This window comes from uncultured Vagococcus sp. (assembly GCF_963518325.1).
In the GTDB taxonomy this organism is placed as follows: domain Bacteria; phylum Bacillota; class Bacilli; order Lactobacillales; family Vagococcaceae; genus Vagococcus_D.
On the sequence record NZ_CAUQJB010000004.1, the window covers coordinates 266,834 to 288,318 of the forward strand.

19 protein-coding genes are annotated in these 21,485 nt (G+C 38.7%); all 19 read right to left on the reverse strand.

Features of this window, described 5'->3' with window-relative positions; translation table 11 throughout:
- Positions 1 to 21: 21 nt before the first annotated feature.
- The 19 genes from RWN13_RS06060 to RWN13_RS06150 all read right to left on the reverse strand — a co-directional run bounded on the left by RWN13_RS06060 (position 22) and on the right by RWN13_RS06150 (position 21,467).
- Entirely contained in the window at positions 22 to 651 is a 630-nt protein-coding gene (locus RWN13_RS06060) for a hypothetical protein (protein ID WP_314061529.1), read from the reverse strand.
- Positions 644 to 1,258 (reverse strand): hypothetical protein, encoded by a 615-nt coding sequence (locus tag RWN13_RS06065; RefSeq protein ID WP_314061530.1) that lies wholly within the window; start codon positions 1,256 to 1,258, stop codon positions 644 to 646. Before RWN13_RS06065 ends, RWN13_RS06060 begins: the two co-directional genes overlap by 8 nt.
- A gap of 1 nt (position 1,259) precedes the next feature.
- Entirely contained in the window at positions 1,260 to 2,279 is a 1,020-nt protein-coding gene (gene pilM / locus RWN13_RS06070) for a hypothetical protein (protein ID WP_314061531.1), read from the reverse strand.
- An 8-nt stretch (positions 2,280 to 2,287) separates the two neighbouring features.
- Positions 2,288 to 3,067 (reverse strand): prepilin peptidase, encoded by a 780-nt coding sequence (locus RWN13_RS06075; protein WP_314061532.1) that lies wholly within the window; start codon positions 3,065 to 3,067, stop codon positions 2,288 to 2,290.
- A 43-nt stretch (positions 3,068 to 3,110) separates the two neighbouring features.
- Positions 3,111 to 3,614 carry a type II secretion system protein gene (locus RWN13_RS06080; RefSeq protein WP_314061533.1) on the reverse strand — a complete coding sequence of 168 codons (504 nt, stop codon included), beginning with the start codon at positions 3,612 to 3,614 and terminating at the stop codon, positions 3,111 to 3,113.
- A gap of 90 nt (positions 3,615 to 3,704) precedes the next feature.
- The gene (locus RWN13_RS06085) at positions 3,705 to 4,916 is read right to left on the reverse strand and encodes a type II secretion system F family protein (RefSeq protein ID WP_314061534.1); all 1,212 of its coding nucleotides are present in this window, start codon (positions 4,914 to 4,916) and stop codon (positions 3,705 to 3,707) included.
- The gene (locus RWN13_RS06090; RefSeq protein WP_314061535.1) at positions 4,916 to 6,052 is read right to left on the reverse strand and encodes a type IV pilus twitching motility protein PilT; all 1,137 of its coding nucleotides are present in this window, start codon (positions 6,050 to 6,052) and stop codon (positions 4,916 to 4,918) included. The genes RWN13_RS06085 and RWN13_RS06090 overlap by 1 nt, the downstream gene beginning before the upstream one ends.
- 15 nt (positions 6,053 to 6,067) lie before the next feature.
- On the reverse strand, positions 6,068 to 7,630 hold the full coding sequence (locus RWN13_RS06095; RefSeq protein WP_314061537.1) for an ATPase, T2SS/T4P/T4SS family: 1,563 nt from the start codon (positions 7,628 to 7,630) through the stop codon (positions 6,068 to 6,070).
- A 14-nt stretch (positions 7,631 to 7,644) separates the two neighbouring features.
- A complete protein-coding gene (locus RWN13_RS06100; protein WP_314061538.1) occupies positions 7,645 to 9,678 on the reverse strand; it encodes a hypothetical protein in 2,034 nt (677 codons plus the stop codon).
- A complete protein-coding gene (locus tag RWN13_RS06105) occupies positions 9,665 to 10,372 on the reverse strand; it encodes a prepilin-type N-terminal cleavage/methylation domain-containing protein (protein WP_314061539.1) in 708 nt (235 codons plus the stop codon). The genes RWN13_RS06100 and RWN13_RS06105 overlap by 14 nt, the downstream gene beginning before the upstream one ends.
- The gene (locus RWN13_RS06110; protein WP_314061540.1) at positions 10,369 to 11,034 is read right to left on the reverse strand and encodes a prepilin-type N-terminal cleavage/methylation domain-containing protein; all 666 of its coding nucleotides are present in this window, start codon (positions 11,032 to 11,034) and stop codon (positions 10,369 to 10,371) included. The genes RWN13_RS06105 and RWN13_RS06110 overlap by 4 nt, the downstream gene beginning before the upstream one ends.
- A 203-nt stretch (positions 11,035 to 11,237) precedes the next feature.
- Positions 11,238 to 12,299 carry a hypothetical protein gene (locus tag RWN13_RS06115; RefSeq protein WP_314061541.1) on the reverse strand — a complete coding sequence of 354 codons (1,062 nt, stop codon included), beginning with the start codon at positions 12,297 to 12,299 and terminating at the stop codon, positions 11,238 to 11,240.
- A 722-nt stretch (positions 12,300 to 13,021) separates the two neighbouring features.
- A complete protein-coding gene (locus RWN13_RS06120) occupies positions 13,022 to 14,113 on the reverse strand; it encodes a tyrosine-type recombinase/integrase (protein ID WP_314061542.1) in 1,092 nt (363 codons plus the stop codon).
- A gap of 981 nt (positions 14,114 to 15,094) precedes the next feature.
- Entirely contained in the window at positions 15,095 to 16,867 is a 1,773-nt protein-coding gene (locus RWN13_RS06125; protein ID WP_314061543.1) for an ABC transporter ATP-binding protein, read from the reverse strand.
- A 97-nt stretch (positions 16,868 to 16,964) separates the two neighbouring features.
- Positions 16,965 to 17,159, reverse strand: a complete 195-nt coding sequence (locus RWN13_RS06130) for an Apre_1838 family putative sactipeptide bacteriocin (RefSeq protein WP_314061545.1) — start codon at positions 17,157 to 17,159, stop codon at positions 16,965 to 16,967.
- A 100-nt stretch (positions 17,160 to 17,259) separates the two neighbouring features.
- Positions 17,260 to 18,846, reverse strand: coding sequence for a radical SAM protein (locus RWN13_RS06135; protein WP_314061546.1), 1,587 nt, complete (start codon positions 18,844 to 18,846; stop codon positions 17,260 to 17,262).
- A 208-nt stretch (positions 18,847 to 19,054) separates the two neighbouring features.
- A complete protein-coding gene (locus tag RWN13_RS06140; RefSeq protein ID WP_314061548.1) occupies positions 19,055 to 20,176 on the reverse strand; it encodes a HAMP domain-containing sensor histidine kinase in 1,122 nt (373 codons plus the stop codon).
- Positions 20,169 to 20,870, reverse strand: a complete 702-nt coding sequence (locus RWN13_RS06145; protein WP_314061550.1) for a response regulator transcription factor — start codon at positions 20,868 to 20,870, stop codon at positions 20,169 to 20,171. The genes RWN13_RS06140 and RWN13_RS06145 overlap by 8 nt, the downstream gene beginning before the upstream one ends.
- Positions 20,871 to 20,972: 102 nt before the next feature.
- A complete protein-coding gene (locus RWN13_RS06150; RefSeq protein WP_314061552.1) occupies positions 20,973 to 21,467 on the reverse strand; it encodes a hypothetical protein in 495 nt (164 codons plus the stop codon).
- Positions 21,468 to 21,485 lie beyond the last annotated feature (18 nt).

Genomic DNA, 21,485 nt, shown 5'->3' on the forward strand with positions numbered 1-21,485 from the left:
TACACACCTCTTCCGCTCATTTTATTTCTCCCCTTGACTGCCGTCACTTAAAGGTTGGCCCGTTTCGAAATGGGACAAGTAATACATATTCAAACTAATCGTAGCGGAATAAGCAAAACTCCCTTCACCGATTGAATCTGGATTATGGCGATAAGTCACCTGAGTGACCTTTGTAAAGCGATCATCATTTTCCAACTTTTCAATAAAGCTCAATAAGTTAGGCTCCGTATCGCCAATAACATCAAAGCTCATAACCAGACTTCGTATCTGGTTATCACTCATTTCAGGACTCCCTTCTACCACCTCTGGAAAAAAAGGCTTATCCTCAAAAGTTATATGCTGCAAGGAGACGGTGTTTTTTTGAGCCAATCCCTGAAAATAATCTGCTAGAGACATGCCGTTTGGAATCTTCGGAGTCTCTGTTACCATGGACGTTTCCAACAAAGCAGGTAAATTTATTAATTCGTCCACCTTGATTTGTTCATTTTGAATCTCGCCACTTAAACTCACAATTTGTTTTTTTAATTCTCCAACTTTTGCCGCCTTAGGCTGAATCAAAATACCCCAAAAAAGCATCGCCATTCCAATAATTGCTATTCCAAGTAAAACAGAAATAATCATATGCTTTTTGGAAAATGAAATTTTAGTCATCTTCAGTCTTCTCCGATCTGGCTGTTAGTGGGACTTCATCTCTTTTTAAACGAAGCGTATACTCCGATTCCGAATAATCAGCTTCTTTCGTAGTGGACATTGGCTTACAATCATAGACCCACTCAATTTTTTCAATTGCCTCTTTAAATCTATCACCACCATTATAAAAATCGCCTCTGATTCTTAAAGTCAAGGTCGGCAGCAATTTTGAACCATCTTCCGCTAATACTTCTTGTAAATTCTGTTCAAGGGGTTCATCTAAGAATAAGTCGTAAGATAACAAAGTGACTTCAACGCTTTTCGCCACCTCACTAAAGGTCGTCATAACAGATGCTGCTAATCGCTGTTCCGCCTTTAAACCAACCACAGCCTCTTGTAAATCAATTAACTGAGATTGCTGTAATTCCTTTACTTTTTTTTCAAGCGTGACTTTTTCCATTCGCTGGTTAGCTACCTGACCAGTGAATTTGGTAACATTTAATTGATACACTAAAAAGAGAAATATCAGAATAAGAATGGTCATTATTGCCGCGAATCCTGATACAATTAACATAATGTCAATCGCTCTATTTTTGATTAATTTATCCGGTAATAAATTAATATTCATTCTAAACCTCTTTCATAGATAGTCCTGCTGCCAATAAGAAGCGATCTGGAACGTCTTCTTGCCCACTCTTCAAAGGCGAGCTTAAGGCTTTAACAGGCAACTGATTACGGTGTTGAATGACCGTCTCTGCCTCCTTGGTCAGAAAGGGATGACCACCAACCAAATAGATTTGCGACAGTGTTTTGCCATAAGAGATTTCTGTTGTAAAATAATCCGCAATATTTTGAATCGTCATCCCCAGCCCATCTAGCCCTTCTAACTCAACTGAAGTTGAAAACTCCATTTTAGATGAGTCATTTTTTTCAATGTATTTCCAATTAACCTGATTATAATTTTCGTATTGAACATAGACTGGCACAAACTTTTCAAAAATTGTGATCGTCGCCGCTCCCCCATTAAGTTCCACCAGTAAAAAGTTTTGCGACCAATTGATTCGCTTCTGAAAAACTCGGCCATAAGCCAAGGAACTGGCATCGACCCCGATTAGTTGACCGCCACTCTTTTTAATTGTATCGCCAATTTTTTCCAAAAAGGGCTCTGAGGTGACCACGACCGACACATTCCCATCAATCAGCATTTGATTTTTTTTAACTAAAATAGATTTCACCTTATCTGGTGATCGCTTTTTTTTCTTCCTTGATTTTTTACTTTCTTCATGCTCATAAACCAGCAAATCAAAAATGGGCTGATCAAAAGGCAAGGGAATTGATTCCCCCAGCTCAAAAAACAAATACTCACGAACTTCCTTTTCCGATTTCATCTTTTCCACAGGAACCTGTCTAATCAGTAGTTTAGAATTAGGCGTCGCTATGACTATTTCAGAATTTTTAAGATGAGCCTTGCGATAGATTTCTTTTAAAGAGTTAACAAATTGTTCCGAATTCCGCAATTTATCCCCTTTGAAAAAAGAGCCGTTATTGACAATTTCCCCATAGACCCATTTGCTATTTTTTTGCACACAATATCGGATAACATTCTTATCAATATCAATCCCGATCCCACGATGCTTTCTTTTTTTCATCTTTACCCCTACCTTCTAAACAATAATTCTATAAACTGCTGGTACTGGCCAGTCCCATACTGATAAACCAGTAATGTCCCAATCCCAATAAATGGACCAAAGGGAATCAATTTTGATTGCTTTTGCTTCACTAAAAATGAGCCTACGTAAAAGATGAGAGCCACAACAGACGCCACAAACAAACTAACCATCACTTGAATCGGTCCAATAAATATGCCAATTACTGCAAACAATTTAATATCCCCTCCCCCCATGGCCTGCCCCTTAACTAAGGTCAATACATACAGAGGTAAAAAACCCACCAGAAAACCAGCAAAAGGGTACCACCAATAATCTGTCTGTGGAATCAAAAACCGCTCAATCAAAGCGAGAATAAAAAAGGGCAGTAATACTTTATTAGGAATAAGACGATACTTAATATCTGAAACGGCAATAATCAACAAAAGTGATATCATCGTTAAACTCACAATTGTCTCTGGTGTCAGCTGTAATAAAACAGCTGACATCACAAACAGTACCCCTGTTAAGACTTCAAAGAGAGGTGCCTGAACACCAATCTTTGACGAACAGTAATGACATTTCCCTTTTAACATTAAATAGGAAATACCCGGAATCAGTTGCCAGGCAGCCAGCTGATGCTGGCAAGTATCACAATGTGACCGACCTGACAGTGTTTCCTTTTTAGGTACACGATAGCCTACTACCATGAAAAAGGAGCCTAGACACATTCCTATAATGAAGATGTAAAAATAGATGATTATTTTCGGAACCAGTCCTAACACACTCATACAAAAACTCCTATCATAGTTTTAACCTTTAGGTATTCAAATACTAGTTTTGAGCAAATAAATTCCCAGTTGCACCATCACGAGTTAATTCTTTAATGTATTTAGAATCTGCTCCTGCTGTTAGTGAACCTACATCTAGACTATCTTTATTGCCAGCTTTAAAAGTCGCTGCTGGAACATACATCGTCAACTTTCCTTTAGCATCGACTTTAAACACAATCGCTGTAGCTTTAGATGAATCAAGTGTTGTATCAAATAACCCTTCAGTTACTACGTCAGTCAATGTAAACGAACTTGCTCCAGTAGCCAAAAGATCTTGAACTTGAAACATTTTACCTGCGTCATAGGCACTTTTCACTTCTGAAACAGCGCCATCCTCTCTAGATCGTTGAATAACCCCGCCAATCGCTAAAGCACCAATCCCCATAATAATCGCTAAGATAACGACAGTTGCTAACAGCTCAACCATTGTCAATCCACGCTCATCCTTCAATATACGATTAAATCTGTTTTCCTTTGTTTCTTGTAAAGTCATAATAGTTGTCATTCTTTCTTCCTCCTGAAAATCTCTTTTATATTTTTATCTATATTATCTAGAAGTCTAGGTTTCTAGTTAATAACTACTTTAGCAAGGGCCTTACCCTTGTACTGCTCCATACATCGCAAACATCGGTAGCATTATAGCTGCTACGATAAATCCAACAATGCCACAAATCAATAGCAACACCAGTGGTTCGATAATTGTCTTAATTCGCTTGGTAGACTCATCGACTTCTCTTTCATAAATCACACTTAATTTTTCCAACATGTCTTCCAGTGAACCTGTACTCTCACCAACCTTGACCATCTGGGTAGCTAACAAGGGGACTGCGTGACTATTTGAAAAAACATGACTTAACCTTCCACCTTGTGACACTTCAACTTCGCACTGTTGCACCATTTGTTTAATAAACGTATTCTTGACGACTTCCCCACTCATTTCCAAGGCTTTAACCATTGGAACTGAACTTGCTAACAATGATGATAAAGTGGTCATGAAGACCGAAAAGTTATTCTTTTGAATTAACTCGCCAAATCCTGGTATCCGTAACATAAACGAATCATATCGTAAGCGAAAAACCGCATTTCGTTTACCAAAAAACAACCCCAAAGCAATGGCAAGGATCACGAAAACTACCATAATTCCCTTTGTTTGTAAAAAGTCACTGATTGTCATTGTCATTTTGGTGATAGCCGGCAATTCCGCATCGAAATCTTCAAAAACTGTCACAAACATCGGCACAATCGAAACCATTAAAAAGATTCCCACTGCGATTGACGCAATCAACATCATAATTGGGTAAATCATGGCGGTCACCACACTACTGCGGTTAGCAGATGATTTTTCATAATAATCCGCCATTTTTTTTAAGTTACTTTCCAGTGAGCCTGACACTTCTGCTACGGCAATCACGTTGATCAGCAGAGGCGGAAAGGCATTTGGATGTCTTTTATAACTGTCAGACAGGGTTGACCCATTCTCTAAATCCTGGGTCACCTCGTTTAAGACCTTTTTAAAGTTTTTATCTCGTTGTTGTTCTTCCAGCATATTCGACGCTTCCAAAACCGTTATGCCCGCATTGATTAAGGTGGAAAACTGCTGCAAATAACCGACCAACAACTTAGGCTTCACACCAGAAAATAAATTAATCTCCTTGTTGGCAAAGGTTTCTTCCTGTTCCACCACCGATAGAGGTTTAATATGCTTTTTCTTCAATAATTGATTAGCTTCCATCATCGAACTGGCTTGAATCGTTCCCCTAGAGGTTTCACCTGAATATTTTTTTCCTTGATAAGCAAAAGTTGCCATTAAGCACCACCTCCATCATCCAAAATGCCAGAGGCCACATCGGCATCGACACGTCCTGCTTGTGATAATTGTGTCACCGAGGTGCTCATGGTATGCATCCCTTCTGCTTTGCCCATCAACAACATATTAGTAATTTGATGGGTTTTACCTGACCGGATAATACTGGCAATCCCCTTGGAATTCACTAACATTTCAGTGGCCGCCACCCGACCATCGCCATCCATCGTTGGCAACAAGCGCTGAGACAAGATACCGATCAACGCTCCGGCCAACTGTGTCCGCACCTGAGATTGTTGCTCTGCGGGAAAGACATCGACAATCCGCTCAATGGTGGAAGGTGCACTGGAGGTGTGCAAGGTGCCTAAAACCAAGTGACCTGTTTCCGCCGCAGTTAAGGCAATCGAAATTGTGTCGAAGTCCCGCATTTCACCGACTAAAATCACATCAGGATCCTGACGTAAAGCAGCTCGTAAGCCATTGGCAAAGGATTCGGTGTCTCGACCAATTTCTCGCTGGGATATAATGCTCTTTTTATGCTTGTGCAAGTACTCCACTGGATCTTCTAACGTTAAAATATGGGTTTTTTTGGTTTCATTTAAATAATCCAGCATCGCTGCTAGTGTCGTTGATTTACCAGAACCTGTAGGCCCCGTTACTAAAAACAACCCCTGATTTTTTTGAATCATACTGCGTAAAACTTCTGGCATCCCAAGTGAACTTAAATTAGGGATGTCAATCGGAATCTGTCTTAAGGCAATCGCTACCGTATCCATCTGTCTAAAGACATTGACCCGAAAGCGGCTAATATCCTTTAGCTCATAAGCCAAGTCCACTTCCCCCAACTCACCGTATTCCCGCCACTGCTTGTCAGTACAAATCACCCTAGCAATGGCTTCAATCTCTGGTGAAGAAAGCATCGATGTTCCTTCAATTCCTTGTAAGGCACCATGTAAACGGAACATCGGGGGCAATCCTTCCACTAAATGAATATCCGACACCTTCTGTTCAACAGCCCGCCGTAACCACTCTTCAATTCTCCCTTTAGCCTGAGTAAGGTTCAGCGCTTCTTCTGGTGCTAAGAGCACCGTTTCACTGCTTCGACTTCTCTTACGGGGCTTTTTACGCACTTCACTCATCTGTCCTCCCCCTTTCTAGGCATCTTCAGCCACTACTTTTACGAGTTCCTCAACGGTCGTTTCACCAGCTCTGACTTTATCCAAGCCATCATCAATCAAAAATCGCATCGTTTGTTCCGTCACATAATGAAACAAGTCATCGTTAGTTGCCTGATTCGTAACCATCCGTCTTAGCTCCGCTGTCATCATCAACAATTCTTGAATGGCAATCCGTCCCTGATAGCCAGAGTAACCACACTTAGCGCAACCCTTCCCCTTCGCCAACATACTCTCAAAGCAGCCATGCTCTTCCAGAAAAATTCGTTCCTGATCTGTCACCTTCACCTTGGTTTTGCAACTGGTGCAGACTTTCTTAACTAACCGTTGAGCCAACACCCCTTCCAGTGCATTAGCTACTAGAAAACTATCCACTTCCATATCTATCAACCGATTTATCGTCCCCACTGAATCATTAGTATGAAGCGTCGACAACACCAAATGGCCGGTCATTGAGGCCCGAATAGCAATTTCCGCTGTTTCTTTGTCCCGAATCTCCCCAACCATCACAATGTTAGGATCCTGCCGTAGTATACTTCTCAACCCACTTGCAAAGGTTAAACCGATACTGCTGTTAACCGCTACCTGATTGATCCCTTCCAACTGAAATTCCACTGGATCCTCAACGGTAATAATATTGACTTCCGACGTATTTAATTCTTGCAAGGCGGCATACAAGGTAGAGGATTTTCCCGACCCTGTTGGTCCTGTTACCAAAATGATGCCATGAGGTTGCTTTAATAATTTTCTGAAATTTTGTAGTAACGTTTCCTCAAATTTAAATTCATCCAAACTGCGAATCCCAATGGTTCGATCTAAGATCCGAATAACGATTTTTTCACCATGAATCGTTGGTAGAATGGAGACCCGCAAATCCACTACCCGACCGCCATTACTTAACATGGCCCGACCATCCTGTGGCAGGCGAGTCTCAGTAATATCTAAAGAAGAAATAATTTTTAATCGTGAGGTAACCGCCTGTTGACTATTTTTAGGCAATCGTTTTAATTCACGCATCTCCCCATCCACCCTGATTCTGACCGCCAAATACTTCTCCTGAGGGTCAAAATGAATATCGCTAGCCCGACGATCAACGGCATCTTGTAACAAGGCATTGACCGTTTTAATGACAGGCGAATCCTCATTTCCCAGACCACTTTGAACCACTGCCGCCTGTTCAAACTCCTGTCCAGCAAATAATTGCTCAATATTCAAATCAGAGGGATAATCTCGAACAATTAACTGCTGAATATCTCCCTGATCCACTTGAACAGGCTCAATCATTAAGCCCGTAATAATACGTAACTCATTCAATACTGAAAAATTTTTAGGTTGGCTCATGGCCACAGTTAAGCGATCCTCTTCCTGTTTCAAAGGGAAGACATTGTACTGCTTCGCAAAACTCCGAGGAATCAGCTCAAGAAGATGCTTGTCCAGTACGGCATTAAACAAATCAGGCCCGCTACTTTGACTCTCACTGGAAGCATGACGCTTTTTTCTTCTTGAATTCGTTGACTTTCTTGATCGCTCCCGCTGGCTCACCCTATCATCTCCTTCTAATAAACAAGACTTTCCACATAATCAAAGGTGCGGTTTATCACCTGACTGGATCCTCTATTAGCCGTGTTGGTTGGGTCAATAATTACCACTTGACCATCTGAGACCGTCTGTTTCTTCGCCTCATCTAGACTAGTCACTGAGGTCAGTCCAATCCCTTTTTTAGCTAACTCTTTTTTTAACGACTCTGCATCCTTTTGGCTGTAAGGTTCTATAATAACTTTGCCTTTTAAGAGTCCTTTAGCACTTGCTTCTTCAATAAACCGAGTATCAAATAACATATTTTCTGGCAATAGTTTCAAAGACAAGTAAGAACCTTGAGCCACTTCTAAATGAAACGGCTCCACACCTGTGATGCCCAACTCCATCTTGGCACCTTCTTTTAAGATAATTTGATTCCACGAAGCCTCATCGTCATAAAAAGAAGTAAACACCTCAGAATCTTTTTTCTCACTACTGTTTTTAGGGTACTCACTATAAGATTTTCGCCGGGTGGTTTTCACCGAATCGATAAAACTGAGACCCTTGACTGTTAACAACGTACCGCTACCTTCCAAGACCATACTGGAAGGTTGTTGAGGCTGATTGTCGCTAAAATAAGAAAAGGATAAATTATCCGGGCCTTTTTCCATAAGGACATTGGTCAATAAAAAATTGCCATCAACTTCAATTTTTCGTGAATCATTGACAGTCGAGCTAATCCCGTTTTGACTAACAGGTCCGGCATATAAACTACCACTCGAAAGCACCATGGCCCCATCAAGAAACTCATTCCAGTTTTTTGCTTTAGGATCCTGAGTCTCGGCACTTGTCCCATAGTGAGCAAATGATAATTGATTGGCCTCTAGTTGATTCGTTACACTAATTTGGCCCTTAGAAAATAATACCCCTTGAGACGATTTCCCATTTTTCTCTGAATGAGTGCCGTTAATCAATAAATTAGTCGTTTGAAACTCTTTAACAGCTAACACCAAGTTTGACTGAGGAACAGGCAACTCAATAATCGTTCCAGTTGCTGCCTTGACCCTATCCACTTGAATATAAGAACTAAGTTGGGGATTTTTTAGCGAATTACGCAAGGACAATAAATTTCCCGTTTGAAGCTCACTGTCATTGTTGCCCTTCATTTTTGGTCCATACTCAACAAGAAAGGAACCAGCAAAACGCAAATTCCCAATTTTTTTATCCCCCGTTGAAAAATCAAGGGCACTACCATCTGTCATGTCCACGATTTGTTCCGCTAAATCACCATACAGGGGGCGAGTCTGACTGCTATAACCAGAGTAATCAAAAAGCTTGACCCTTCCCTCTTGATAACGATAAAGTTGATCCATTTTTTTTAACCACTCATCCGCAGAAATGTATTGACCGCTGTCACTCAAATAGTAGGAATAAAAAACATTCCGCCAAGTATCCACCGCCTGAATCGTCTCATTAACATCAACTTCTTCCCACTGAACATCATAAACATAATTAGACTTCATCTTGGAAGTGGTCTCCCCATCCCGCTGTTTCTCAGTCACTTCCACCGTTAAAGGGAAGACTAACTGGATATTCGTCCGACTATCGCCGACCTTATAGGTATCCTTAGCCCAGCCAAAGGTCCCCGCTCCCTCATCTAATTTATAAGGATCCGCTTTTACCACTTGAATCTTCGTGGCATCATAGGAGACCTGATAAGAAAACTGTTTAGTCGCCCCTATATTTTGACCCTTAATCGCCTTAAACATCTCAGGCGAGACCCATTGATTGACCAATTGCTTTAACTTCGTCTCATCGTTTCCCAATTCAATCCCAACAATCGCCGTTGCCATCTTTTCTTCCATGACATCTTTAATTTTTTTTGTCCCTTTTTGCATGGCATATTCGCTAACATCTTTACTTTGCTTAAAGGTATCGACCCGATCAACTTGTGAGAAAGCTCGCATAGCAAGTAAAAAAATCGCTCCGACAATCACACTGGCTAAAATAATGGCTCCTAATGCGTAAATTAAAGCATAGCCTGATTCCTCTTTTCCTTTACCATCTACCATTACCAGGCGCCTCCCCTTTTGCTTTCTGATCATCCCGATAACTGCAGACAAATTGCCGACTATAACGAACCTTCTTTTTATGATCTGCTAATAATTTTTCCAAATCCCACACACCATTACTCCCGTAATAAGGAGCAAAATTGATGGACTCCTGATAAAACAGAATAATTCCACTCGTTTGAATCGTAAACGTATCTCGGTAATTAGATGTCCCATAGCTGGTCTTTCGTTGATCATTTTCATTCTTTTGCAACAGTACTTTTATCTTGATATTGTTATCTTTAATCCCATAGCTATCTGACTTTTGATTGGCATTATCATTAATATCTGTTAGAAAAATCGGGTTAACCCCGTCCTCAAAGGGTTTATTGACCTCAGAGTCTGTTTGATTGCCCTTTGTCATACGAATAATATGGGTTTCTTTCCAACTGATTTTGCCATTAAATTTACCAAAGTAATTTGCATCTTCATACACCTCAGGAGTTCGACTGATTTTTTCTATTTTAGCAATCATCATATTAGCTGTCTGTTGAAACTCCACCTGTTGGCCCTGTATGGTAGATGCCTTAGAAATACTAAACAACACACTTGAAAGCAGGATAGCTACTAAGCCAAAAATGGCCAGTGCTCCCAAGACTTCAATTAAACTCAAGCCACGTTCGTCTTTTAGCAACCCCATCACCCATCCTCTCACGAATCGACCACCCAGTTTAAAATTGTCGACGTCAATAACCCGCCAGTTTTCTTATCGTAAATCAAGATAGTTAAATTAACCCCTTCTCTTCGGGGGCTATACCCTACGGTCTGATCTGGAATGGTCACTTGAACCTCAACTAAAAATGTAGACGTCCCTTGTGTCCCATCGATGTACTCCCCAATATAAAGTTGATTAACATCAGACCGAAGCTTTTCAGGTAAAAAAGCAGCTTCCGTTGGATGATAAGTGACCTTTTTCGTAAAGTCACCACGATCACCGTCCACTTCTTTGACTTCGACTTCGCCATATAACGGTAAAGAGGACTCCTTTTGGATACCTGAATTGTCCAAAATAAGGTGATTACGACGCGCTTTCTGCTTGTCAGTTAAGGTTTTGCCAGCGTCTGCTTGAACCAGCACATAATTGTTTAAATTGGCAATATCCTGTATCTGACCTTTATAAAGCAACCATTCCTTGATGTCCTCTCTAACGAAAGCAGCTCCTTCTTTTCGTTTTGTCAATTGAATAGCCAAAGAATTTTGATGTATCAAAGTCGCCAATAACATAAAACAGCTGCCGAGAAGAATAACCGCTACAATAATTTCAATTAAAGAAAAGCCCTTTTGATCTTTAATTAGACGATGAATAGATTGATTCATATCACAGCTCCTTCATGATTAGCCCGTCCTATTTTTCCTAAGGGAAGGTCGTTTTTTTTTATGACTTTCCACCTTGTTAAGTTGCCGTGTTAGCTTTTCCTGTTTTTTGTTAAGCGACAGCAGTCAAAAACTATGGACGACCAAGATAAAACTAACACCAATCGTTATGCCAAAAAATGCGACTGTCATCTTCTCACCCTAACTTACGGTATCTCAATTTCCCCAAAATCATTATCTTTATAGGCCCAGTGATAGACTGACACTTTCTCCTGGGAAACTGGCTGAATATAAAAAGTTACCCAAAATTCCGAAATTGTCGACACATCGACTGGTTCAAAAGAAACCACACTTTCTGATACTCGATGGCCCGTTTCCGCCGGCGTCACCACATACCCCATTAATTGATAATTCATCGGAATCATCGGCTTAAACTCAAATAACGAATAGGCCTTTTGATACTTAATAATAGAGGTCTCAAACCTTCCTTGATTCGTTTCAAAGGATGACATCGCCAGATGAAACACCTGACCATCCTGACCGACTTGATTACGACTAATAAACGACCCAAACCCTTTTTTAGGAATAACTAATGATGAATTTGACTGATCGATGACCTGGCGAATATGAACCACTACTTTGCGATTCCCATAAATTAATTGGCCTTCTTGATAAGTATTAGTGATGCCGTAAACGAGGGAATGCTCCGTCCCATCTAAATTAATTGCCTTAATAAACTCATAAAGATCGATATCTGGCAGGTTTACGGTCTGATTTTGGCCAATTCGTAAGGTCTGATCCAGGAGCACCTCCCCAGCAAGTTTGTTTCCTTCTTCATCATAAGCAATCAAACTAACCTTCTGCGGTACATCCGCTTCCCAGCAGACATCGGTTAATTCCTGAGTTTCTTTTTGGTTGCCATATTCGGAAAACTCCACGTAGTAGCCCTCGTTCCATCCAGGGGTCACATTAGTTGAATATAAGTCGTTCCAAAATTTACTACCGGATTTGGCAAACTGTAAGATATATTCAGCAGACGTTCCATCAGTCCAACGATTGTTTGGCTCAGCCCCCTGCCAGGCAGAATAAACACCTGCCACTGGGCCACTCGAACTTGAAGTTGGTGTATTATAAAAGACAGTGCCCGCTTCAGGTCCATTTGCCCAATACCATTTAGAAGCAGTATCTAAGTCAATATCGTAATCTTGATTTTGATTAGATGAGAGAACCCCTTCATCATTTAGTTTTTTCCCAGATTGGTACAACATTCGCGTGCCACCTTTTTCGACTCTCTTGCTCTCCTCTTATTAGACGTGCTTGGCCTATGCCTCTTTTTTCCTTTGCCATCATTTCTTATCTGAGAAGGATGCGTCGATGAGCGTTTCCTTTTTCGCTTGTGCTGTGTCGCCACGCAGTCTCCCCTCCCTCATAGGCTTCAACTTCTTAGTTGAGCTTGAAAAAATCCCTCGTAAATCGAATATCGCGACTAACTTATCCTCGTAAAACAACTTTTATTTGAACGTTTCCTCTCTTCGCCAACCTTGCTTAACTAAGGTACCACTAACTTGTCACTGATTTAATGGCCACAACTTAAGTTCAATTGCCTGTTTTCAAACCTTTTTAAGTGACATTTGACTAATTTTTATGTAATCTATGGGAGAGGTGCTTTTCTCCAAATAGCACAGTTATCGCATTATTTAGTCATCTAAGAGCATTCCCCAATTTCTCTTACCATTTCTAATAGATGTGTCTTGTTTTATAGAAAAACAAGACACACGCAAAAAAAGCCGTATGGGCCACCAGTTAACTCACTGGTTTGACGGCTTCCAAGACGGCGTTTATTATGTTATTCATCTCAACCCTTCAACTAAAGATGCCCCTAACTCAGAGACGGTTTGTCTCCTATTAGCGTTTAAATACAAAAGTTAACGAACGGATGTTTTTTGAACTAAATTGATAAAAGATAAGATGATTTTATCTAATATTTTTTTTAAAACGAGGTAATTTGTTGAATCGCTGCTTGTTTCTCCGAAAAGAAGGTAGTCGTATAAATATCCAAAGTTGTTTTGATTGAACTGTGGCCCATTAAAGCACTGACCGCCGCAATATTAACCCCCATCTCCACACATCTCGTAGCAAAGGTATGACGCAATGAATGAAAAGAAATGCCTGTCCAGCCAAACTGACTGATGATCTCTTTAAAATGGCGATCGACTGCTCTCGGTTCCAAAGGGCGCCCGCCTAGTTCCATCACATAAGAACAAGAAGACGCCACATAGCGTTTTTTTAATGAGAGCAATAAAGTAGCCGACAGTGGGATAACCCGCTGAGAATGGCTAGTTTTAGGGCTATTTTCGGTAATAAATGTACCTGTTCCCGCTTTTTTGATAATTCGCTGACGAGTACGTTGGACTGATAAATAGCCTTCTTCAAAATTAATATCTTCCCATTTTAACCCGCAGACCTCGCCAATTCTCATACCTGTTTCCAACGCCAATAAAATCGGAAAGCCTTTCTTGGAGTCTAGAGATACCTTGACTAATTTTTGTTGCTGCACTCGGGACAAGGCCTTGGTTTTACTAGCTTCAACTTTAGGCAAGTGACAGCCCTCACAGGGATTGTCAACTCTATAATGTTGTTTTTTCGCCATTTCCAACCCAGACTGAACCAATCTAAAAATCACTCGAATCGACGATGGTGATAGAATTCCTTCAATATTTTTGACCCAATCTTCCATATCTTGTTGAGTCAGTTTAACTAACTTTCGATGCCCAATCACTGGAAAGACGTAGGTGTGAAGCTTATGGTAATAACTGGCATAGGTACTTTGCTTAACCCCTGATGCAATATGATGCCTTAACCAAAATTCAAACCATTCACTAATCGTGCCATAATAGGCAGTAACGCCTATATCAAACTGATCATCCGCTCGTTGGCGAATGATTTTTTCTTTGACTTCTTTATACGATTCGCCATAAATATAGCCGTAATACAGCGTCTTATTTTCTTTTCTTCCTTTAGGATATCGACCTTCCCATCGGCCATCCTTCCTTTTATAAATATTCAACCCTCGTTTTGACATTGCTATTCACTCCTTAAATCTGACGGCGAAACTGACGGCGTTTAAAAACACCCGTCTGTCAAGCCAGATACTGTGTTAAAGGCTGATCTCCAAACGTTGGCAGAGGGGTAGCTTAGCTCAAGCTAACAAAGCCACCCTTCATTTAATTAATTTATGATAGAAAAGGGCTTGACAAATAGTTTCAAAAAAACTATCCTATAAGAAGAGCCCATATGCTCTAGCAAAAATCTTGTTTTTCTATAAAACAAGATTTTTTTTATTACCCATAGAGGTGATATCCCAATTCTCTCACACTGTGCTCCCTTACGTTTCATTCATCCTTTTTAGTTCCCACAAGTACCATTCCTTATTTTCACTCTTACACAAGCTCCCCGATGACAGCTGATCAATCTTTTGACCTGCTCAGACTTCAACTGACTTTCATCCTATTTCTTAGCACACTCAAAAACAAACTAACGCTTATCATTCTTATAGCGATTACATTTCCCCTTTTAGTTATTATTTCCTTATGATTATCAAGTAAGTTATCCATAACAAGCACGGAGCAACTTTATCTACTTTTTATCCACCTAAAAATAGACAAACTAGCAAGTTACTAATTGTTAAAAAGTGCACAATTGAGCAGATAAAACTAAAAAGGCGAGTCTTTATGAACTTTTACTGAACACATCACTGATAGTTAAAATAGCCCGAAATAAATAACAGAATAATAATCGTTTTATGAATATTTCCATATAAATTTCAGCTTACCTTAATGAAATTATCATGTCAAGTTTGCTTGTAAATTTTTGGGAAGAAAGAAAAAAAAGGAAAAAAAAAACCTTCAAATAATTGTCTCTTATTTGAAGGTTTTTTTTATGAACTTAAAAGTCATCAAGTTATATTAAGATCACAGATTTTTCTATGGACAGAAAATCGCAAACTAGCAATAGCACTTCTCTTTCAATATAACTAATTCATCAACCAAACTAAATAATTTCTCTATTTCGTTTGACTCATTTCGTACATGTCACGATACAACTCACAGGTTTCAAACAGACAATCATGGTCTCCTTCAGCTATGATACTGCCCTCATTAAAAACGATAATGTTATCTGACAAGTATTTAGCACTCGCTAATCGATGAGTAATTACTAAACTAACTTTATCTGAAATTAATTCTTTATAGTTTGAAAATATTTCAGTTTCCGCAATAGGGTCTAATGAGGCATTTGGTTCATCGAGAATAATCATCGATGATTCTCTAAACAGTGCCCTTGCAATGCCAACCTTTATCCACTGTCCACCAGATAATTGTGTGCCGCCTTCGAACCAATATCCTAATTGCCTGTCTAAACCACCTAGTTGCTCACTACTTACCCCTACAAGCTCCAAACAATGTCTAATTTTAGGGTCATTGTTGGCTTCAGTTAAGTTACTTAAACCAACATTTTCCCTCAAAGGTAATTCATACTTGGCAAATTCTTGAAATAATACCCCAATCTTTTTTTGATAACTCTTAATCGAAATTTCTCTTAAATCAATGCCATTTACAAATATTTTTCCAGTGTATTCCGTATAGAACCCTGCAATTAATTTTAGCAAGGTGGACTTGCCAGATCCATTAAGCCCAACGATTGAAATAGCTTCTCCCCGATTAGCTACTAAATTAACATTTTTTAAGGCAAAGTCGTCTGATTGATGATAGCGAAATGAAACATCCCTTACTTCAATTTTATTGATTTCATTCACTTCAATTTTGTTATTTTTATCTTGTTTTTTTTCACTTTTTATAGCAAAAAAATCAAACAAATAAGTTAAATCCAAGGTTTCTTTTTCTAAGGTAATAAACTCCTGAGCTAGCGTGTCCATTGACGACTTTATTAGTGTCATACAATTGATATTAATCACAAAATTTCCCACTAAAATTCGTTTTATTTTAATATCGTAGACACAGATTGCCATACTCATTCCTACAACCAAGACATCCAATACAGCTAAAATACTTTCAGAACGAATATATTTCTTCATAATCGTCTTGTCCTGATCAATAAAAAACTTTGATAATCGAGTAAATTTATCGATAAAAAAATCATACGTATCAAATAACTGCAATTCTTTAAAGGCAAAATCACTTGTCAGTAAGTATTGGTAATACCATTTCTCTCTTTCTTGGGTTGTTCTCGCTTTATGGACGGCATATGTTTCCTTACTGTATTTTGATAAAACGATAATTTTAGTAACAGATAAAAGAACAATAATTAGAAGAAGCCACCACCTCCATAAAATAAGAATGGCTGAATTAGAGAGAATAACCATGATCGTTTTTAACAAACTCATCAACAACTGAACATGGCCAAAAACCACCTCACCAGTTTGTGTTTGCGCCCTCTGAATCACATTGTAAGTCTCGACATTTTCAAAATCTCTTAAAGACAATTTTTTAGTCTTCTCTAGCATCTCAACCTCAATATACAACGTCATTTTTTTACTAATTTTAAATGAATTATAATTATCCAATTGATTAACCAAATAATTAAAAAAAGTTAACACGATCAGAAGGAAAATCCATTTAAAAACCTCGACTATTTCAAAGGAACCTATTAGCACTAAGTTGATGATTTTTTGCATCAGAATAAGATTTAGACTTGGAAAAATACCGAGAAACAATTGAAAAATCACCAAGACTACTAGTCCTTTAGAATCAACTTTTTTGACAAGTGACAGACTTTTAAGCGATGTCAGCACTAATTCTTTTTTTGGTATGTCATCCATGGCTTCCACCTCATTCTTTAGCTAATAGGGTTACGAACTATTCCACTAAGAAAATAACGCTAGCGAAAAGCTTCTTCCGCCAACGCTATTTCTTTTTCTAGGATCTCCGATTCGTGCTGACTGCAATACTATAATTTGCATTCAAATTCACAGTTCCTTGACAGCCGCACCCACATCTACTACAAGAGTCACTACCACGAGCAGCCGAGAATGAGCGATTACACATACACGCTCTTGGTGCGATACCACCACCACTTTCAACACTTCTTCCGATTGGGTTAATCAAGTTCATAATCTCACCTCCCTTTCTACCAGCTTCAAACGATTGTCAGCCTTTAAATTTATTCTTAATTTCAATTCCCCCGATAGGTGCCAATTGAAATAAAAATACACTAACCCATGACGATATGATTTAAATAGTCCAAACTTTCTGGATCTTCCTCCAAAATTTGATGGTACTGACCTAATGCTCTTTCAAGTTGGAACCTTTGAGATTCGCAGAGCTCATTCTTATAATCTAGCCTAAAATTAGATTCGTCATAGCTATCTGTATAACATAGACCGCACATGCTGACTGCCCAGCAGTCGTTACAGGATTTGACAGACTGAGTCATATAATCCTCAATGTATTTTTCTCGAACATACTCAAGATCTATGCCTTTTTCCACATTCCCTAATTTAGGTGACTCGCCAATTCGTTCACATAGCTTAAACTCCCCGTCAACTGTCACATATAGTCTCCTGCTGCCAGGAATGCAACACCCATTAAAACTATAGTTATCTACCGGTTCTTCTGTCAATCTCCTATTATGGATCCGATACATATCATCCGTTGACCGCTTACTCGTAAATAATTTAGATGACTCATCCACGTCTTTTATCACTTTGCGGTTATTCCAATCACCAAGTGGATCATAAAGAATTAGCTCTTCTTCTCCCTCAGCTAAATCTATGGCGTCTTCTTTAGGTATATTGGTTAGTCCCTCTTGATCTCTCCCGTATGTGGCGTAGGTCACGTTTTTCTCAGCACCTTGAGGAATCCAAGGATTTTCATCAAAAAATGCTTGAATTTTATCAAACTTTTCAATCGAGTATGGTCGGTTCAATACCATACTAAAAGACATCCTATTTTCGGCATCATCTCCAAAGGCGTTAACAATCGTTTTTAACCCTTGATAAACTTGTTGGAAGCTTCCTTTTCCATTTTGGTAAACCCGGTATTCATCGTGAATATCCTCTGGACCGTCTAAACTACATACAACATAGAAATCATCAATGGCTGCGATATATTCAGCAACTTCCTCAGTCATTAAAACCAAGTTAGTTGTCACTGAAAATATAAGTCGCCGGTCAGCTAACTGTTCTTGTGCATACGTCACGCATTTTTTTAATAAATCAAACTCCAACAAGGGTTCACCACCATAAAAGGTCAGTGAAAAGGTCTCTCCAGCATGTTCCTTGCCATAATCAATGGCTTTCTTAGCCGTTTCAAACGTCATTGTTTTAGTCCCAAATCCTCGAAACGTACAGTTCATCTCGCCATAGATGCAATAAGAACAACGCAAATTACATTTTTCAGTTAGTTCTAATGTGATTAATTGTAAATCCGATGTAATGGATTCTTCAAGTTGATATAAGTGAGGACTATCAAACTTCGTGACGGCCTTTGCTTGCAAAATATTTTCTTGTAAGATAATTTGCTTAAAGTCTTCAAGTTCCCCTATTGCTTCTATCTCTATGCCATATTGAGTTACAAGTGTTCGAACAGGAATATAACTCTTTTGACTTTCCCAAATCTTTAAGATCCCGTATAGATTATCATTACTCTCAAAAATCTTTCCAGTGCCAGTATCATAAAAGTATTTTTTGGATTTTGTGTTAAAGACTTTCCCCACCTGATAGTAACTCCTTTGTAAAAATAACTGTGAAAAAAAATAGTCTAACTCATCTAATAAGACTTCATTAACCGTTTCATTCATCCTACCCCTCCTTAGATTCCTTTATATGATTAATGATAATCATTAAATCATGTGAAGTCTTGAACCTGAGCTTAAGTTTATCTTAAAAAAAGCTTAACCGACTCAATCATAAAAAAATAATCGTTATAGGTACGAAACAAGACAAAAAAGTGTCATTTTTCACAATAAATAAGCCGAACGATAAAACATCGCGCAGCTTCACCTTATTTTATGCTGAGACAACTTGATTATAGGGCAATTTAATCTTGACAGTGGTCCTCTCCTCATTACTTTCAGCAATGATGTCGCCATGATGGGCTTCAATAATCTGTTTAGCGATGGCTAAACCAAGGCCAACACCTCCCGTTTTCGTCGAACGAGAATAATCTGTCCTGTAAAACTTCTCAAAAATATGTTTTAACTGGTACTCTGTCAATGGCTGACATTCATTCGAAATAGACACCACCACTCTATCTTGAGAGAGTTCCACTTTAACACCAACTTCACTGCTTCCACTCCCATAGACAATAGCATTTTTCAGGACATTATTGAAGACCCTTGACAGTTGTTCAGCATCACCTAAAATTGAAACATTCACATGATTAGTCACAACTATCCCTTGCTGTTTTTCCTCAATTAAAGGATAAAATTCTTCAATAACTTGATATAAAAGCATGTTCAAATTAAACGAAGTTTGATTCAGTGTTAAGCTATGTAAATTGTATCGACTGATTTCAAAAAATTGTTCTGTTAACTGCTCTAGCCTCTCAGCTTTTTCCAGAGCAATCGAAAGATACTTGATTAACAGCTCATCAGTCAACTCTTGTGTATCTTTGATCAAGTTTAAATATCCAATAACAGAAGCTAAGGGTGTCTTCAAATCGTGAGCTAAATAAGTAATCAAGTCATGTTTTTGCTGAGTCTCTTTCCTTATTTCTCCCTGTTGAATTTCCGAATTATTTCTAATTTTTAACAACTCAAAAGCTATTTCCGAGTATTCATTCGGAAAAAAATTTTCGTTTATTTGGTTATTCTCAAAAAAAACGGGAATCCGCTGGGAAATAAATTCAATCGTCTCTTTTTCTCGTTTTTTATTAATGTGTTTAGCAACTAAAAATATGAGAACAATCATCAATATTAGCATTGACAAGCACATAATTTGAAAAAAAAATTTAAATGCAGGCCAGTTAAACTCCTTCATTTCTACCCCAGAGCCCTGTCCTTCATAAATAGTAACAAAGGTTTCTTCAGCCCAACTGCCTAACAGTGGGTTACCATAAAAACTAAACCAGTAAAAACCTCCCAATAATAATACACAGACTCCCCCAATAACGATACCCTTTTTACGCATCGATCACATACCCCACTCCCCACACGGTCTTAATATAACCTTTCTCTCCCTCTTGTTTTTTCATCTTTTGTCTTATATGCCTAATGTGAACCATCACTGTATTATTTGACGTGTCATAATACTTTTCTTCCCAAACATTCTGAAAAATCACCTCAGAATTAATAACAACCCCTCGATTGCTCAGTAACAGCAATAAGATATTAAATTCTTTTGGTGTCAGATCAATTTTTTGGTTATCGATGGTCACGTCGTAACTGTTACAATTGAGTGTAATCCCTTCGAATTGAATAAAAGTCTGTTGGGCCGTTTTTAAGGTATTATCATTGTACTCGATATACCGTCTTAAATTAGCTTTAACTCTGGCTACTAGTTCAAGAGGTTTAAAGGGTTTTGTGATATAATCATCTGCCCCACAATTCAACCCTTGTATTTTATCAAGTTCGCTATCTTTAGCAGTCAAAAATAGTATCGGACATTTATTCGAACCACGAATCTGTCTACATATATCAAACCCACACATGTCTGGCAACATGATGTCTAAAATTGCCAGATCAGGGGTTTCTTTGTTAAGTAGTTCTAATGCTTCTTCTCCTGTATAAGCTACCCTTACTTCATATTTTTCGACTGCTAAATACAGTTCAATCAAATCCGCAATTTCTTTTTCATCTTCAACAATTAGAATTTTTTCTACCATCACACACCTCTTCCGTAAACGTTATCATCTTAATCAATTGTATCCTATATTCGAACAACCATCAATTTAAAATGACTCCTAACAATAAGTTTTTCCCACTCCCTATTCAAGTTTAACGATCACCACTTTAGTTGCCATAAATTTACTTCCCGCTTCAGAACCATACAAATAAATAGTGTCATCTACTACTAAATCTGACTTACTACCTTTTTCCAAACGACCGTCTTTCATGTTTTTAATAATCAGTTTCTTAAACTCGGTTTTTTCCGTAAACTCAACTACCGCTTGGTCTTCTCCTTTATTAGTATATGCTACAGTTTCACCTTCCTCCTCACCATCCCCTTCTAAAATAGTCGCTTTACTAATTGTCATCCCATTGGCTGTCAGTTCGTTAATATTACCTGACAAATCGGCATTTTCTATTTCACTATCAATATCATTTGCTTCATTCGGGGTTTCTTTTTCATTTGTTTTCCCTGCCTGATTATTGGGGACATCAACGGCTTCTGGAGTGGCTTCCTTTCCCCCACAAGCTGTTATTACCGTTAATGTTGTAACAATCATTAGCCATAGCCATTTTTTCCCACGTTTAGTCATTTTACATTCTCCTTTTAT

Coding starts and splice junctions, on each gene's coding strand:
- pilM (WP_314061531.1), bottom strand. CDS start 2,279: ATGAAAAAAAGAAAGCATCGTGGGATCGGGATTGATATTGATAAGAAT.
- RWN13_RS06125 (WP_314061543.1), bottom strand. CDS start 16,867: ATGGATGACATACCAAAAAAAGAATTAGTGCTGACATCGCTTAAAAGT.
- RWN13_RS06120 (WP_314061542.1), bottom strand. CDS start 14,113: ATGTCAAAACGAGGGTTGAATATTTATAAAAGGAAGGATGGCCGATGG.
- RWN13_RS06065 (WP_314061530.1), bottom strand. CDS start 1,258: ATGAATATTAATTTATTACCGGATAAATTAATCAAAAATAGAGCGATT.
- RWN13_RS06140 (WP_314061548.1), bottom strand. CDS start 20,176: ATGCGTAAAAAGGGTATCGTTATTGGGGGAGTCTGTGTATTATTATTG.
- RWN13_RS06060 (WP_314061529.1), bottom strand. CDS start 651: ATGACTAAAATTTCATTTTCCAAAAAGCATATGATTATTTCTGTTTTA.
- RWN13_RS06145 (WP_314061550.1), bottom strand. CDS start 20,870: ATGGTAGAAAAAATTCTAATTGTTGAAGATGAAAAAGAAATTGCGGAT.
- RWN13_RS06100 (WP_314061538.1), bottom strand. CDS start 9,678: ATGGTAGATGGTAAAGGAAAAGAGGAATCAGGCTATGCTTTAATTTAC.
- RWN13_RS06115 (WP_314061541.1), bottom strand. CDS start 12,299: ATGTTGTACCAATCTGGGAAAAAACTAAATGATGAAGGGGTTCTCTCA.
- RWN13_RS06075 (WP_314061532.1), bottom strand. CDS start 3,067: ATGAGTGTGTTAGGACTGGTTCCGAAAATAATCATCTATTTTTACATC.
- RWN13_RS06130 (WP_314061545.1), bottom strand. CDS start 17,159: ATGAACTTGATTAACCCAATCGGAAGAAGTGTTGAAAGTGGTGGTGGT.
- RWN13_RS06135 (WP_314061546.1), bottom strand. CDS start 18,846: ATGAATGAAACGGTTAATGAAGTCTTATTAGATGAGTTAGACTATTTT.
- RWN13_RS06150 (WP_314061552.1), bottom strand. CDS start 21,467: ATGACTAAACGTGGGAAAAAATGGCTATGGCTAATGATTGTTACAACA.
- RWN13_RS06110 (WP_314061540.1), bottom strand. CDS start 11,034: ATGAATCAATCTATTCATCGTCTAATTAAAGATCAAAAGGGCTTTTCT.
- RWN13_RS06080 (WP_314061533.1), bottom strand. CDS start 3,614: ATGACAACTATTATGACTTTACAAGAAACAAAGGAAAACAGATTTAAT.
- RWN13_RS06085 (WP_314061534.1), bottom strand. CDS start 4,916: ATGGCAACTTTTGCTTATCAAGGAAAAAAATATTCAGGTGAAACCTCT.
- RWN13_RS06090 (WP_314061535.1), bottom strand. CDS start 6,052: ATGAGTGAAGTGCGTAAAAAGCCCCGTAAGAGAAGTCGAAGCAGTGAA.